Below are 12768 nucleotides of genomic sequence, written 5' to 3' on the forward strand. Positions count from 1 at the left end.
AATGAAAGCAAAAATAGGAATTCTAACTATGTCCGATCGCGCAAGTGAGGGCACATACGAGGACAAATCAGGCCCAGCGATCAAAGAGGTGCTTGATGGCTGGATAGTAAGCGAGAGAGAGTATTTTTACGAGGTGATCCCTGATGAGCTTGATCTCATAAAAGAGAGGCTCGTACATATGATAGACGTGCTAGGATGCGACCTTGTGCTAACGACTGGAGGCACAGGACCAGCTGTAAGAGACGTCACTCCAGAGGCCACTGAGGCAGTTTGCGAGAAGATGATGCCAGGCTTTGGCGAGCTTATGAGAGCTGCGAGCTTAAAATACGTCCCAACTGCGATCCTATCACGCCAAACAGCAGGCATAAGAGGCCACGCGCTAATCATAAATTTACCAGGTCAGCCAAAAGCGATAAAAGAGTGCTTGGAGCCGGTATTTCCAGCGGTGCCATACTGCATTGATCTTATAGAGGGCGCATTTATCGAGACTGATGAAAACGTGATGAAAGTTTTCCGTCCAAAACAAAAGAAAATCTCGTAAATGAGTTTGACAGATAGCCTAAATTTAAAAGCCACCGCCTTTGCAAATAGGTGGCGGCTTGTTATTAAAATTTGGCTTTTTTTCTTTTTTATCCTATGCGCTGGCCTACTATCTTGGGTTAGAGGTTTTTGGCTTTATCTCTGCCATTTCTATCTTTGGCTGTGTTTGCCTGCTAGCCTTTAGCTCACTTCTTTGGTTTATCACTAGCCTTGTATTTTTGCAACCTTTGGTATTTTTACTACTTGAAAAATTTGATGAAAGCATTACTGTTTATGCTTTAGCCTGCTCAATTTAGCTGCTTGGCTGGATCACTTTGTCGCTTGTGGTTGATGATAAATTTGCAAGACTGGGAAATGACATCTTGCTAAAGATCACTCGCATAGTTCTTGTTAGCGAGTTTGCCTTGCTATATTTTTTTAACTACAACAGCAGCTTTGGCATAGAGACTTTAATAAAGTCAAATTTGACAAAGTCGCTGCTTTTAGTGCTAAACTCCTATATGCTGCCATCGCTTGTGACGCTACTTATATTTGATATAAAAACATATATCGCTAGCAAAAATGAGTAAAATTTTATGTATTATTTTATGTAATTTATACTAAATTTAGCCGTTTTTGCTATCTATTATCTTTTTTATAAGCTCCAGATCGCCGCTCATTGCTAGGCTCATGAAGCAAATGCCGTTTGCGCCAGCTTTTATGGCCTCTTTGTAGTTCCCACTGTCTAGTCCGCCAAGTGCGTAAATTTCTTTGTCTAAGCTTTTTATCTCACTTATAAAATTTAGCCCTTTTGGCTCTAAACCCGCCTTACAAGAGGTGGCAAATATATGAGAAGCAACGAGCACATCGGCGATAGAGGCTGAAATTTTAGCCTGCTCTAGGTCGTGAGCTGGGGCGTAAATTTTAGCTGTTTTTCTAAATTCATCCAAAAAAACGCCGTGATTTTTAAAAAAATCAAGCTGCGCCGAAGTGAGCCAAAAGTCGCTCTTTAGCTTGCATGCTACGTCAAAAAATTGATTAATGATAAATTTCTTGCGGTAGTTTTCACAAATTTGAGCCACAACCCTAGCAAGATCGTAAAAATGAGCCTCGCTTAGCCCCTTTGCTCGAAGCAAAATTTCATCCACGCCAGCCTTGCAAAGTAGCTCTATCCTCTTTAAAAAGTCATCACCCTCATAGCTTTCAAAGTCGGCCACGCAGAGAATTTTAAACATAGACATATTCGCTCATCAAGGGCTCTAGTCCGTTTGCTTTTATTATAGCCTTGATCTCGTCCACGCTTCTGCTATCGCTTATCTCAAACTGCTCGTCGCCCTTTTTCTCTTCGCCGTGAGCGCCGATACTCACTTTTACGCCAGCGCTTATCTTGTTTGCGGCGATCTTTACGGCGTTGTCGCGAAATTTCGCCTTTTCTCTGGTTGAGATCGTTATGCTAGCTGTTGGCATAAAAATTCTATAAGCGCAGATCACTTGTAAAAGCTCGCGCTCGCCCACGTCGCGTGGATTGATGCGGTCGTTGTTGATGATAGGGCGAAGTCTTGGGCATGAAAATGCGATCTCTGCGTGCGGATACTTTTTTTGAACTAAGCTTGCGTGAAGTGCTGTCGCGAAGGCATCAAGCCTAAAGTCATCTATGCCAAGAAGTGCGGCAAAGCCAACTCCTCTCATGCCTCCAAGAAGCGCTCGCTCTTGCGCATTTAAGCGATATGGGAAAATTCTTTTATTGCCACCAAGGTGGATTTTTTCGTATTTTGTGGGATTGTAGGTCTCTTGAAAGACGGTCACGTAGTCTGCGCCGCTTTTGTGAAGTATGGCGTAGCCCTCAGAGTTTAGCGGGTAAATTTCAACCCCAACGACTTTAAAAATCTTCTTTGCCAAAGCGCAGGCATTTGCGATGTAAGTGACACTTGAGTTTGTCTCGCTCTCGCCAGTTAGGATCAAAATTTCTTCTAAACCGCTCTTTGAAATTTCTCTTAACTCTCTTGTGATCTCCTCGTCACTTAGCTTTGCCCTTTTTATATTATTTTTAGCGTTAAAACCGCAATAAACGCAGAGATTATCGCAGTAGTTTGCTATGTAAAGTGGGGTAAAAAGCGTGATGTTTGAGCCAAAATTTGCCCTTGTCTTTGCCTGAGCGAGTTTGGCTATTGGCTCTAAAAATGGTGCTGCAGCAGGCGAGAGTAGGGCTTTTAAATTTTCAAGCGAGCAGTGCTTTGCATTAAGAGCTGCCTTTACGTCCGCTTCGCTGTAATTTTCAGGTTTATAGCTAGCTCGCTCTTTTAAAATTTCATCCATAATGTCGCTGCCAACATCCTGCATGTGAGGTAGTAGCTGCATGTGATCGGTTCTTGTAAATTTCATCAGTCTAAAAATCCAGTGAGCGGAGATGAGGCATTTGCGCTTTTGCTCTTTGCGCCAAGCCCTGCTAGATAGGCGTTGCGACCAGCGATGATCGCCTCTTTAAAGGCTCTTGCCATGAGTGGGATATTTTTTGATGAGGCGATGGCTGTGTTTGCCATGATCGCAGCCGCTCCCATCTCCATCGCTTCGCACGCTTGTGATGGCCTGCCGATGCCAGCATCAACTATGATCTGCGTATCAAGCTCGTTTATTAAAATTTCAATGATATCTTTAAAAACTAGCCCTTGGTTTGAGCCAATGGGCGCAGCCAGAGGCATGATGCAGCTTGCCCCTGCGCTTAGCATCGCTCTTGCGGCATTTAGATCAGGAAACATATATGGCATTGGCACAAAGCCGTCATTTGCCAAGGCTTCGCACGCTTTTATGGTTTCAGCGTTGTCTGGAAAGAGAAATTTAGAGTCAGTTATGATCTCTATCTTAACAAGCTCGCCACATCCAAGCTCACGTGCGAGCTGGGCGATACGAACGGCCTCTTTAGCGTTTCTAGCGCCACTTGTGTTTGGCAAAAGCGTCACGCCTTTTGGGATAAAATCAAGTATATTTCGCTCTTTGCTCTCGTTTATGCGCCTAAGAGCAAGGGTTAGGATCTGCGCGCCAGCCTCGTTTACGGCTGAGTCGATGAGCTCGTGCGAGTACTTGCCAGAGCCAAGGATAAAGCGGCTCTGAAATTCCTTGCCGCCAAGGATCAAACTATCACTTTGCACTTACGCCTCCAAGCCCATAAGTAGTCTAATGGCCAAATTTGCCTCGTGATTTGCGCAGACTGCGACGCGTGGCGCCATGAGCCCTTGACCGATCTTCGCCTCGTTTGTGAGGTCGCCGCAAAGATAGACATTTTTGGCAAATTTTATGGTTTTTATGAGATTTGAGCTAAAGTATCCTGCCATGCCAGAGGCGCCGATGATCTTTTTCTCTTTTAAGCTAGCTCCAGCTTCGTTTAGTATCATCGCCTTGCCAGCGACATTATCAAAGGCCTCGCATAAAATTTCGCACTCACCAAAGACGCTAGCCACGTTTTTTTCATCTAAAAATATATCGTGAGTTTCGACCTTGACAAAGGGATTGACGTCATTTATCAGCTCTTTAAGCGCCTGCGTCTTTTTTAAGCCGATGTGGCGGACGAAATACTGCTGGCGGTTTAAATTACTTGGCTCAACGACGTCAAAGTCGGCAAGCACTAGCTTTTTTACGCCAACTCTTGCAAGACTTAGCGCAATATTTGAGCCAAGACCGCCAAGTCCAGCCACGCCGATCACGGCTTTACTTAGGGCTAAATTTAGCTCAGGGCTGTTTCGTGAGGCGATCATCGCGCGTAAAACTTCACGCTCAGGCATTACGCCGCGCCTTATAAATACGACGTTTGAGCCATCTTTTAGCTCGCTATCTTCTTTTATGGCAAAGCCATCAACGATAAAAATATCTGGCTTTGTCGCGTTAAATTTCTCTAAAAATTTATAAATTTCACTCTCTTTATCGCCAAGCGCAAGCTCTTTTAGCTCGCCAAGGCTTTTTACTGGCACCTTAAATTTTGCGCCATTTAATACTATCTCTATCATTTTCTCCTCATCCACCGCCAACTAAAGTGACGATCTCATAAGCTTTGCCCTCACTCATGAAGCACTCACGCCAAAGCTTTTTTGGCAAAATTTCTCCGTCTCGCTCAAGGGCTATAAATTTAATCTCATAGCCATTTTGAGCTAAAAAATCATAAACATTTATATCGTTTTCAAGCTCGAAAATTTTGCCATTTACTCTAAATTTGATCATTAAATTTTGTAGCTTTTTACAAAATTTGCGATCCTCTCGATCGCTTTTTTTATGCTCTCGATGTCTGTCGCAAAAGAAATTCTAAAGTATCCCTCCATACCAAAGCCAACTCCTGGCACGGTTGCTACGTTCGCCTCTTCAAGCATCTTTTTGCAAAATCTAAGCGAGTCACTATCTACCTCTTTGCATTTTACAAATAGATAAAACGCGCCATCAGGCTTAACTACGCTTAGCCCAGGGATAGCATTTATCATCTCAACTGCCACGTCGCGTCTTCTTTCATACTCTTTTCTCATATTTTCGATGTCTTCGTCAGTTTCGCCAAGAAGTGATGGGATAGCGCCTATTTGCACGATCGAGCTAATGTTGCTTGTGCTTTGGCTTTGAAGCTTTTTGATACCAGCAATTAGCCAGTCCATCGAGCTTGCGATATAGCCAAATCTCCAGCCAGGCATCGCGCCACACTTGCTTAGGCCATTTATCGTGACCGTTCTTTTAAAAAGATCCTCACTTACAGAGGCTACTGCGTGAAATTTCTTGCCGTAGATCACTTTTTCATAAATTTCATCACTTGTGATGATGATGTCAGTGTCCTTTAAAACCTCGCCAAATGCCGCGATCTCATCTTTTGTATATACAGCTCCAGTTGGGTTTGTAGGGTGATTTAGTGAAAAGACCTTTGTTTTTGGAGTGATCGCTTTTTTTAGCTGCTCGGCTGTGACTTTGAAATTTGTGCTCTCGTCTGCTTCAATAAAGACAGGCACGCCACCACAAAATTTAACTATCTCAGGGTAGCTCACCCAGTATGGAGATGGGATGATGACCTCGTCACCTGGGTTGATAAGCGCTTGAAATACATTAAAAAGTGAGTGTTTTGCGCCGATGTTTGTGACGATTTGATTTGCTTTGTAGTCAAGTCCGTTATCTCTTTTTAGCTTTGCTCTAATGGCGTCTATCACCTCAGGCAAGCCCGGCACTGGCGTGTATTTGCCACTTTTGCTATCGTTATCAAGTGCGTTTTTTACAGTTTCTCTTATCTTTTTTGGAGTCATAAAGTCAGGCTCACCAGCTGAAAGTGAGATCACGTCGATGCCAGCAGCCTTCATCTCTTTGGCCTTTGTACTGATCGCGATTGTGATTGATTCGCTTAATGTTTGCATTCTGTTTGCTAGTTGCATTTTCGTCCTTTTTAGTTGATTGTCTTTAAGTAGCTATTATCATTTAAAAATAGATAAAGTTCGCCCAAAATTTGCTTCTTTTGTGTTTCGTTTATCAGAGTTGATTTCTCCAAGCGCTCATTTAGAGTGTCTTGGATCTCGTAGATATCGTAGTCCATGTCCTCCATGATATCAAGGATCGACTGGCTCTCTAGTAAATTTGTAATCTTATAGCCATCGCTTGTTATCTCCACGGTAGCTTCTGTTGGATGAGTAAAGAGGTTGTGCTTCATGCCGATCACCTCTTGATATGCGCCAACTAGGAAAAATCCCAAGAAATAATCCTCCTTTTCCACATCCACGTCGTGCAAAAGTAGCGGATTTTTCTCGTCATCATAGCTGATCTCGCCGTCGCTATCGCATGTGATATCCCAGATCGAAGCTGGCAGGGTAGGGCGCTCATCGAGCCTGTCAAGTGGCATGATAGGGAAATTTTGCTTTAGCCCCCAAAAGTCTGGCAAGCTTTGGAAAATAGAGAAATTTAGCAGGTATCTCTCTTGAACCTCTTTTTGAATTTTAGTTAGATCGCTTGAGTTGCTCTTGTTGCCAAGCATCACGACAGCCTTTTTGCTAATGAGCCTTAAAAGCACCTCTGCGTTTGATCTATCTTGCAGATCGACATAGCCTAGATCAAAAAGCGTGAGGATGCTCTCAGTGTGGTGGATGGCGTCGTGCAGGTACTCTAGGGCGTTTGAAGGCTTGATTGACTTGTAAAGATCAACTAGCTCGGTTATCAAATTTGGATTATTTTTCTTTAAATTTAGCTTCTCTTCGGTGTATTCTTGAGAAAATAGCTCAAGCACAGGAGCAACCAAAAGTGCGTGAGAAGCGGCGATGTAGCGACCTGACTCTATGAAAATATCTGGCTCGATCTCCTTTTTTTGCTCGCTTATGGTTTTAAGCATATAAACAACGTCGTTTGCATATTCGTTTAGCGTATAGTTTCTGCTGCTCTCCTCTTTAAACTGCGAGTACTCGATCGCAAGGCCGCCGCCTAAATTTATTGCTTTTAAATTTGAAGCGCCCATTTTTCTAAGCTCAGCATAGATGTTGCCAGCCTCAATGAGTGCTTTTTTGAGCGGATGGATCTCGCTTATTTGAGAGCCTATGTGAAAGTGTATCATCGTGAAGTTTTCAAGTAAATTTGCCTTTTTTAGCATCTTTACAGCTTCTATTAGCTCGGTTGATGTTAGTCCAAATTTAGAGTGTATACCTCCACTTTTTGCCCAGAGTCCTGAGCCTGTCGAGTGCAGTCTTACCCTAAGTCCGATCTTTGGTTTTGGCTTAAAGCGCTCTTTTGCGATGGCGATTATCGCTTCAAGTTCGTTTAAGCCCTCGATCGTTAGCGTGATATTATGCCCCATCTCAGCAGCGATAAAGCCTATGTTTATCATCTCTTTATCTTTAAAGCCATTTACTGTTATAGGCGCTTTGTCGTTGTTATAAGCCATAGTTAGAAGTAGCTCAGCCTTACTACCAGCCTCAAGGCCGTAGTTATAGGGCTTGCCAAGGCGAACTAGGTTTTTTACAAAGCCAGGGTATTGATTGACCTTAAGCGGGAAAACGGCGTTAAAGCTGCCTTTGTAGGCAAACTCTTTCTTTGCCTTTGCAAAGCTTGCGTGGATCTGCTCGATCTGCTTTTGGATAAGGTGCGGAAAGCGAAGCAGTAGCGGCCCTCTGTAGCCATCGTCTCTTATCTCTTTTACGATGTCGATGATCGCTGGCTTGCTAGCTTCGTTTATGCAGACTTTGCCATCTTCTATCACAAAATTTGAATTGCCCCAAATGCTAAGTCCAAAATCATTCATCCCAGCTCCTTTTCAAGCTCATCTAAATTTATCGTTTTTTCGTCTTTGGTCTCTAAATTTTTATACCAAATTTTATTCTCTTTCATCTCGTTTTCGCCCACGCAAAGGAAAATTTTTGCATTTTTATTGTCAGCATTTTGCAGATGTTTTTGGAGTTTTTTGGCTTCATAAGAAATTTCAACCTGATATTTTTTGCGAAGTTTTGAGCCAAGATTATAGATAAAATCAACATTTGCCGCATCAAGCGCGCAAAGATAAACTCCGTCTCGCTCATCCTGGGCTTCACCTAAAATTTCCATTATCCTCTCAACTCCCATCGCAAAGCCAACGCCGTAACTGGCCCTACCGCCAAGATATTCAACGAGCCTGTCGTATCTGCCGCCACCTGCAACCGCACTTTGTGAGCCGATCTCGTTGCTGATAAACTCAAACGCCGTCTTGCAGTAGTAGTCTAGCCCACGAACGAGTTTGGTATCTATCTCAAATTTAACGCCATTTGCCGTTAAAATTTCTTGCAGTTTTGCAAAATCAGCCTGCGCTTCATCGCTTAGGCTATCAGTGATAACTGGAGCATTTTTGTAAATTTCTTGGCAGCTCTCGACCTTGCAGTCAAGCACGCGGATAGGGTTTAAAAGCTTGCGTCTTTTGCAGTCTTCGCAAATTTTATTGTCGTTTTCATCTAAAAATTTAACAAGCTTTGCTTTGTAAGACTTCATCGAGCTCTCGTCGCCAAGCGAGTTTATCTTTAGGGTTGTTTTTATATTTAGTCTGTTAAAAATTTCGCTCACCATCAAGATAATGCTCGCATCCTCATAGACGCTGCCCTCGCCAAAGCACTCACAGCCAAACTGGTGAAACTCCCTTAAGCGGCCTTTTTGTGGGCGCTCGTAGCGAAACATCGAGCCATGGTAAAAGCAGCGTTTTGTCACATTTGCCCTGTCAAGTTTTGCCTCGATAAACGCTCTAACCACGCCAGCTGTGCCCTCAGGACGCAAGCAAACGTCGTTTCCGCCTTTGTCTTCAAACTGATACATCTCTTTGCCCACGATGTCACTGCTCTCGCCGACACTTCTTTTAAAAAGCGCCGTCTCCTCGAGGTGTGGGGTCAAAATTTGCTCATATCCGTAGTTTTTTGCGACTTCCTCGCAGGTTTTGATTATCTGTGCGTAAAGTTTTGCGCGAGCTGGAAGCATATCTTTCATGCCACGAAGTGCCGTTATCATAACATTATCCTTTTTATTTTTTGTGATTTTACTTAAAATTTATAAAATTTTCTATCTCTTTTGAAATTAGCTCTATGCTTTTAGATGCGTCTATAAAAAGCGTTTCAAAGCCATTTTTGATAAGAATTTGCTTCATCAAACTTTGCACTTTTAAAAGATACTCTAGCCCGCGAGCCTCGATCTTATCGCTGGTGCCTCTTGCTTTTAGGCGCGAACTTATTAGCTCATGGTTTGCTTCAAAAAAGATGATCTTATCTGCAAATTTATCATTTAGTGCAAATTTATTAAGCTCTAAAAGCACGTTTTCATCTAAGTTTTCATCATTTGCCAAAGCGTAGGCGATGCCGGAGATAAAGCCTCTGTCGCTTAAAATGAGCCTACTTAAATTTGGAGCGACTAGCTTTTCAAAATGCTCAGCCCTATCAGCTAAAAAAAGTAAAATTTCAGCCCTTTTGCCTATTTTTATGCTTGAGCTTAGTAAAATTTCACGTAAATTTACACCAAGCTGCGTGCCGCCTGGCTCTTTTGTGACGATGGCATCACTAAATTTAGAAGCTAAAATTTCTATCTGCGTGCTCTTGCCAACGCCGTCAATGCCTTCAAACAAAACATACATTTTACGCCTTTAAATTTTTAAGAATTTTTGCTGGCACTAGGTTGCTCACGTCGCCGTTGTGGCGCAAGACTGAGCGGACGATCGAGCTTGAGATGAAGGCGTTATTTAAGCTTGGCATAAGATAAACCGTCTCAAATTCGTCCCAAAGTGCAGCGTTTGCGTAGCCTATTTGTAGCTCATACTCAAAGTCACTAACCGCGCGAAGCCCCCTGATGACGGTGTTTATGCCGTGCGACTTAGCAAAATCAACAAGCAAGTTATCAAAGCCAAGAACGCTTACATTTTTTAGCTCACAAACTGCCTCTTTTGCCATCTCTATGCGCTTTTCATGTGCGAACATCGGCTGTTTGCTATCACTTTTTGCGACTGCGACGATTACCTTGTCAAAAATTTTTGTAGCTCTTATGATAACGTCTAAATGGCCGTTTGTGATGGGGTCAAATGTCCCTGGATAGATGCAAGATTTTTTCAAATTTGCCACCTTTTGTAAAGATTATTTTCGATTTTTAAGGCATCAAGCCACTTACCGATGATGAAATGCTCCATATCAAGAAGGCTCTTTATGCCTGCGTAGTAGCCTAAAACTGGCGGTGCGATGATGGCTCCAAGAGATGAGAGCAGCTGCATCTGAGAGAGTGCGATCGCAGAAAATGGCATCTCTCTAACGCCCAAAACTAGGGTTTGCCTCTCTTTTAGTGCGACACTTGCAGCCCTTGTGATGAGCGTGTCGCTTATGCCGTTTGCGACCTTTGCTAGCGTGTTGGTAGAGCAGGGCGCTATGATCATAGCATCCGTACCAAATGAGCCAGAAGCTGGACCTGCGCTAAGGTCTTGATCATCATAAATTTTTACGCCAAGTTCATCTAAATTTAGCCTCAAATTTTCTTCAGCTTCTAAAACTTTCATGGCATTTTTACTAACTATGACATGCGCCTCGCAACTATCTTTGGCGGCATTTACTAGCTTTAGAAAAAGCCCAGCCCCGCTTGCTCCAGTGGCTGCAAAAACTACCTTTTTCATCTGATAACTGCCTCATCTTTGCCTGAAACCGTGGCCTGTAAAATTTTATTTTCTCTTGTTCTTATCTTTATCATATCGCCTAAATTTCCATCTTCAAGCGCCTTTACCTCGGCGATTATCTTGACGCCACCTTCGCTTAAAACTGCATTTAGCATTTGACCTTTTTTGACTAAACTAATGGCGTTAAACTGACGTTTGGTTAAAATTTCACCGCTTCTTATCTGCACTTTTGTGACAAGAGTTGAGGCGCTAAGTCCAAAGAGTGCGTCACGCGGCCATTTGCTAAACTCTATCATCGTTGGTTGGTAGTCAAGCAAGCTTAAAATGTGGTTTGTATTCATTGAATTTATAGCGATAAAAACTGGCATTTTAGCGTTAAAACTAAATTTAAAATAAAGGCTTTTTAAACTTAGATCAACATCCTCAAATGAGGCTCTAAAGACGCCTTTTTGGCTATTTTGATCGTTTAAAAATATATTTTTAAAAACTAAGTCTTTGAAATTTGCTGGGAGTTTGTTTTGCGGACTGATGCTAAGATCGCTCACGCTGATGCCTGGGTACTCGTTGCTGATCTCTCTTAGAAATTGCATCTGAATTTCATCCATGATAGAACAGTTTTTTACAAAAGCTACGCTTCCGCCGCTTTTGTCATTATATGTTTTAAAATTTGCTGTTAGAATTTCATAGAGTTTTTTACTATCTATCTTGGCAGCTCTTTTGCCCTCTAGGTTTAAAATTTCATTGTCTTCGCCTTCAAAGCCAAAAGTGCTAAGTGAAATTTGATCATTGACGACGCAATACATCGGATAGATGCTGACTTCATTTGCAAAAAGTTTTGTGGAAAATAAAAAAATGAGTATAAAAAAGATGGAGCGGGAAACGAGATTCGAACTCGCGACCCCAACCTTGGCAAGGTTGTGCTCTACCCCTGAGCTATTCCCGCAATCAAAATGAAGTCCGCATTTTATCAGATTGTTTTTCATTTGTCAAGGATTATGGAAGTTTTATGAGCGAAATTTCACTATTTTGTAAAATTTCACCTTGATCAGGACTAGTTATCAACACAAAATCACTCTTTAATATATGATTTATCATGCCTGAGCCATATTTTCCGCCGTCAGTTGCTATAAATTTGTCATCAGCTACATTGCCAAAAACCGCATTTGCTCTGCCCGATTTTACCTTTAAATTTTCACTATTTATAGCTTTTTGTGTCACAAAACACTCGCTTTTTAGAAGTGGTAAAACAAGCATCATCGTGCAAAGATAGGCAGCCATGGGGTTGCCAGGCAAGATAAAAACAAGCCTGCCATCTTTTTCATAAGCCTTGCAAGGTCTGCCAGGTCTTATGTCAAGGTGCGAGAAAATTTCGTTGTATCTAAGCTCACTTAGGGCTATCTTCATAAAGTCAGCCTCACCAGCGCTCGCTCCACCAGAGCAGATAACGATGTCGTAGTTTGCAGCGTTTAAAAATGCCTGTTTTACAGCATTTAACTCATCTTTTATGATGCCAAGATATGAGCTTTTTTGACTGATTGAGCTTAAAAGTGCGGTGATGCCAAGTGCGTTTGCATTGTAAATTTCATCCTCGCTAGCTCTTTGCCAAGGCTCTATGATCTCATTTCCACTTGAGTAAATTCCAACACTAGGCTGCTTTTTCACATCTATAAAGCTTATGCCCTGAGCCGCTAGCATCATCACGCTTCTTGTGTTTAAAATTTCGCCACTCTTTAGTAAAATTTCACCAACCTTTGTCTCTTCGCCTTTAAAGCGGTAAGCCTCGCCTTTTTTAAGCTTAGCTGGCGCTTTTACAAACTCGCCCTCAACGACGCAATCTTCAAATCTCATGACCGTGTCAGAGCCCTTTGGCATCTTTGCGCCAGTCATTATCTTCACGCACTCGTTTTTGCCGATAGTTAGCTGCTCTTTATCGCCTGCAAAGGCACTTGCGATTATCTTATAAGGTTCATCTTTTTCATCAAATTTAACAGCAAAGCCATCAAGCGCTGAGTTATCAAAGCAGGGCAGGTTTTTAACGGCTATCATGTCATTTGCCAAGGTCTTACCAAGAGCCTCGCTGATGGGTAAAATTTCACTCTCATTTTTTGGTTTAAATTTAGCTTTTAAAGCCTCAAGTGCGTCATTTACTAGCATTT

The 12768-nt window shown here is 42.4% G+C and carries 16 protein-coding genes and 1 tRNA gene; 2 read left to right on the forward strand and 15 right to left on the reverse strand.

The window, feature by feature from the left end; genetic code table 11:
- Position 1: 1 nt before the first annotated feature.
- Positions 2–541 carry a molybdopterin adenylyltransferase gene (mog, locus tag HMPREF1019_RS00880; protein WP_009293784.1) on the forward strand — a complete coding sequence of 180 codons (540 nt, stop codon included), beginning with the start codon at positions 2–4 and terminating at the stop codon, positions 539–541.
- Positions 542–649: 108 nt separating this feature from the next.
- Here the strand turns inward: mog and HMPREF1019_RS10070 are convergent, their stop codons facing one another.
- Entirely contained in the window at positions 650–805 is a 156-nt protein-coding gene (locus HMPREF1019_RS10070; protein WP_187364899.1) for a hypothetical protein, read from the reverse strand.
- A gap of 49 nt (positions 806–854) precedes the next feature.
- Between HMPREF1019_RS10070 and HMPREF1019_RS10075 the strand changes: the two genes are divergently transcribed.
- Complete coding sequence (locus HMPREF1019_RS10075; protein WP_009293785.1) at positions 855–1109, forward strand: hypothetical protein; 255 nt, start codon at positions 855–857, stop codon at positions 1107–1109.
- A gap of 36 nt (positions 1110–1145) precedes the next feature.
- Here the strand turns inward: HMPREF1019_RS10075 and HMPREF1019_RS00890 are convergent, their stop codons facing one another.
- From HMPREF1019_RS00890 to HMPREF1019_RS00955, 14 genes are all read right to left on the reverse strand, one after another.
- Positions 1146–1760: a thiamine phosphate synthase gene (locus tag HMPREF1019_RS00890; RefSeq protein WP_009293786.1), complete on the reverse strand. Its 615-nt coding sequence runs from the start codon at positions 1758–1760 to the stop codon at positions 1146–1148.
- Positions 1747–2901: a 2-iminoacetate synthase ThiH gene (gene thiH, locus HMPREF1019_RS00895; RefSeq protein ID WP_009293787.1), complete on the reverse strand. Its 1155-nt coding sequence runs from the start codon at positions 2899–2901 to the stop codon at positions 1747–1749. The genes HMPREF1019_RS00890 and thiH overlap by 14 nt, the downstream gene beginning before the upstream one ends.
- Positions 2901–3665 (reverse strand): thiazole synthase, encoded by a 765-nt coding sequence (locus HMPREF1019_RS00900; RefSeq protein ID WP_009293788.1) that lies wholly within the window; start codon positions 3663–3665, stop codon positions 2901–2903. Before HMPREF1019_RS00900 ends, thiH begins: the two co-directional genes overlap by 1 nt.
- On the reverse strand, positions 3666–4517 hold the full coding sequence (gene thiF, locus HMPREF1019_RS00905) for a sulfur carrier protein ThiS adenylyltransferase ThiF (protein ID WP_009293789.1): 852 nt from the start codon (positions 4515–4517) through the stop codon (positions 3666–3668).
- A 7-nt stretch (positions 4518–4524) separates the two neighbouring features.
- The gene (gene thiS / locus HMPREF1019_RS00910; protein WP_009293790.1) at positions 4525–4728 is read right to left on the reverse strand and encodes a sulfur carrier protein ThiS; all 204 of its coding nucleotides are present in this window, start codon (positions 4726–4728) and stop codon (positions 4525–4527) included.
- A complete protein-coding gene (locus HMPREF1019_RS00915; RefSeq protein WP_009293791.1) occupies positions 4728–5906 on the reverse strand; it encodes a pyridoxal phosphate-dependent aminotransferase in 1179 nt (392 codons plus the stop codon). The genes thiS and HMPREF1019_RS00915 overlap by 1 nt, the downstream gene beginning before the upstream one ends.
- An 11-nt stretch (positions 5907–5917) precedes the next feature.
- On the reverse strand, positions 5918–7753 hold the full coding sequence (gene speA, locus HMPREF1019_RS00920) for a biosynthetic arginine decarboxylase (protein WP_009293792.1): 1836 nt from the start codon (positions 7751–7753) through the stop codon (positions 5918–5920).
- A complete protein-coding gene (gene hisS, locus HMPREF1019_RS00925) occupies positions 7750–8976 on the reverse strand; it encodes a histidine--tRNA ligase (RefSeq protein ID WP_009293793.1) in 1227 nt (408 codons plus the stop codon). The genes speA and hisS overlap by 4 nt, the downstream gene beginning before the upstream one ends.
- Before the next feature lie 28 nt (positions 8977–9004).
- Positions 9005–9592: a dTMP kinase gene (gene tmk / locus HMPREF1019_RS00930; RefSeq protein ID WP_009293794.1), complete on the reverse strand. Its 588-nt coding sequence runs from the start codon at positions 9590–9592 to the stop codon at positions 9005–9007.
- A gap of 1 nt (position 9593) precedes the next feature.
- Positions 9594–10064 (reverse strand): pantetheine-phosphate adenylyltransferase, encoded by a 471-nt coding sequence (gene coaD, locus HMPREF1019_RS00935; RefSeq protein ID WP_009293795.1) that lies wholly within the window; start codon positions 10062–10064, stop codon positions 9594–9596.
- Positions 10061–10612 (reverse strand): UbiX family flavin prenyltransferase, encoded by a 552-nt coding sequence (locus tag HMPREF1019_RS00940; protein ID WP_009293796.1) that lies wholly within the window; start codon positions 10610–10612, stop codon positions 10061–10063. The genes coaD and HMPREF1019_RS00940 overlap by 4 nt, the downstream gene beginning before the upstream one ends.
- Positions 10609–11415: a flagellar basal body P-ring formation chaperone FlgA gene (gene flgA, locus HMPREF1019_RS00945; RefSeq protein WP_021089076.1), complete on the reverse strand. Its 807-nt coding sequence runs from the start codon at positions 11413–11415 to the stop codon at positions 10609–10611. The genes HMPREF1019_RS00940 and flgA overlap by 4 nt, the downstream gene beginning before the upstream one ends.
- A 65-nt stretch (positions 11416–11480) precedes the next feature.
- Positions 11481–11555, reverse strand: a tRNA-Gly gene (locus HMPREF1019_RS00950).
- 50 nt (positions 11556–11605) lie between these two features.
- Positions 11606–12766, reverse strand: coding sequence for a molybdopterin molybdotransferase MoeA (locus HMPREF1019_RS00955; RefSeq protein WP_009293797.1), 1161 nt, complete (start codon positions 12764–12766; stop codon positions 11606–11608).
- Positions 12767–12768: the final 2 nt, after the last annotated feature.

The organism is Campylobacter sp. 10_1_50 (assembly GCF_000238755.1).
Taxonomy (GTDB): Bacteria; Campylobacterota; Campylobacteria; order Campylobacterales; family Campylobacteraceae; genus Campylobacter_A; species Campylobacter_A concisus_R.

Coding starts and splice junctions, on each gene's coding strand:
- flgA (WP_021089076.1), bottom strand. CDS start 11,415: ATGTATTGCGTCGTCAATGATCAAATTTCACTTAGCACTTTTGGCTTT.
- hisS (WP_009293793.1), bottom strand. CDS start 8,976: ATGATAACGGCACTTCGTGGCATGAAAGATATGCTTCCAGCTCGCGCA.
- speA (WP_009293792.1), bottom strand. CDS start 7,753: ATGAATGATTTTGGACTTAGCATTTGGGGCAATTCAAATTTTGTGATA.
- tmk (WP_009293794.1), bottom strand. CDS start 9,592: ATGTATGTTTTGTTTGAAGGCATTGACGGCGTTGGCAAGAGCACGCAG.
- HMPREF1019_RS00940 (WP_009293796.1), bottom strand. CDS start 10,612: ATGAAAAAGGTAGTTTTTGCAGCCACTGGAGCAAGCGGGGCTGGGCTT.
- HMPREF1019_RS10070 (WP_187364899.1), bottom strand. CDS start 805: ATGCTTTCATCAAATTTTTCAAGTAGTAAAAATACCAAAGGTTGCAAA.
- thiS (WP_009293790.1), bottom strand. CDS start 4,728: ATGATCAAATTTAGAGTAAATGGCAAAATTTTCGAGCTTGAAAACGAT.
- HMPREF1019_RS00890 (WP_009293786.1), bottom strand. CDS start 1,760: ATGTCTATGTTTAAAATTCTCTGCGTGGCCGACTTTGAAAGCTATGAG.
- HMPREF1019_RS00955 (WP_009293797.1), bottom strand. CDS start 12,766: ATGCTAGTAAATGACGCACTTGAGGCTTTAAAAGCTAAATTTAAACCA.
- mog (WP_009293784.1), top strand. CDS start 2: ATGAAAGCAAAAATAGGAATTCTAACTATGTCCGATCGCGCAAGTGAG.
- thiH (WP_009293787.1), bottom strand. CDS start 2,901: ATGAAATTTACAAGAACCGATCACATGCAGCTACTACCTCACATGCAG.
- thiF (WP_009293789.1), bottom strand. CDS start 4,517: ATGATAGAGATAGTATTAAATGGCGCAAAATTTAAGGTGCCAGTAAAA.
- HMPREF1019_RS00915 (WP_009293791.1), bottom strand. CDS start 5,906: ATGCAACTAGCAAACAGAATGCAAACATTAAGCGAATCAATCACAATC.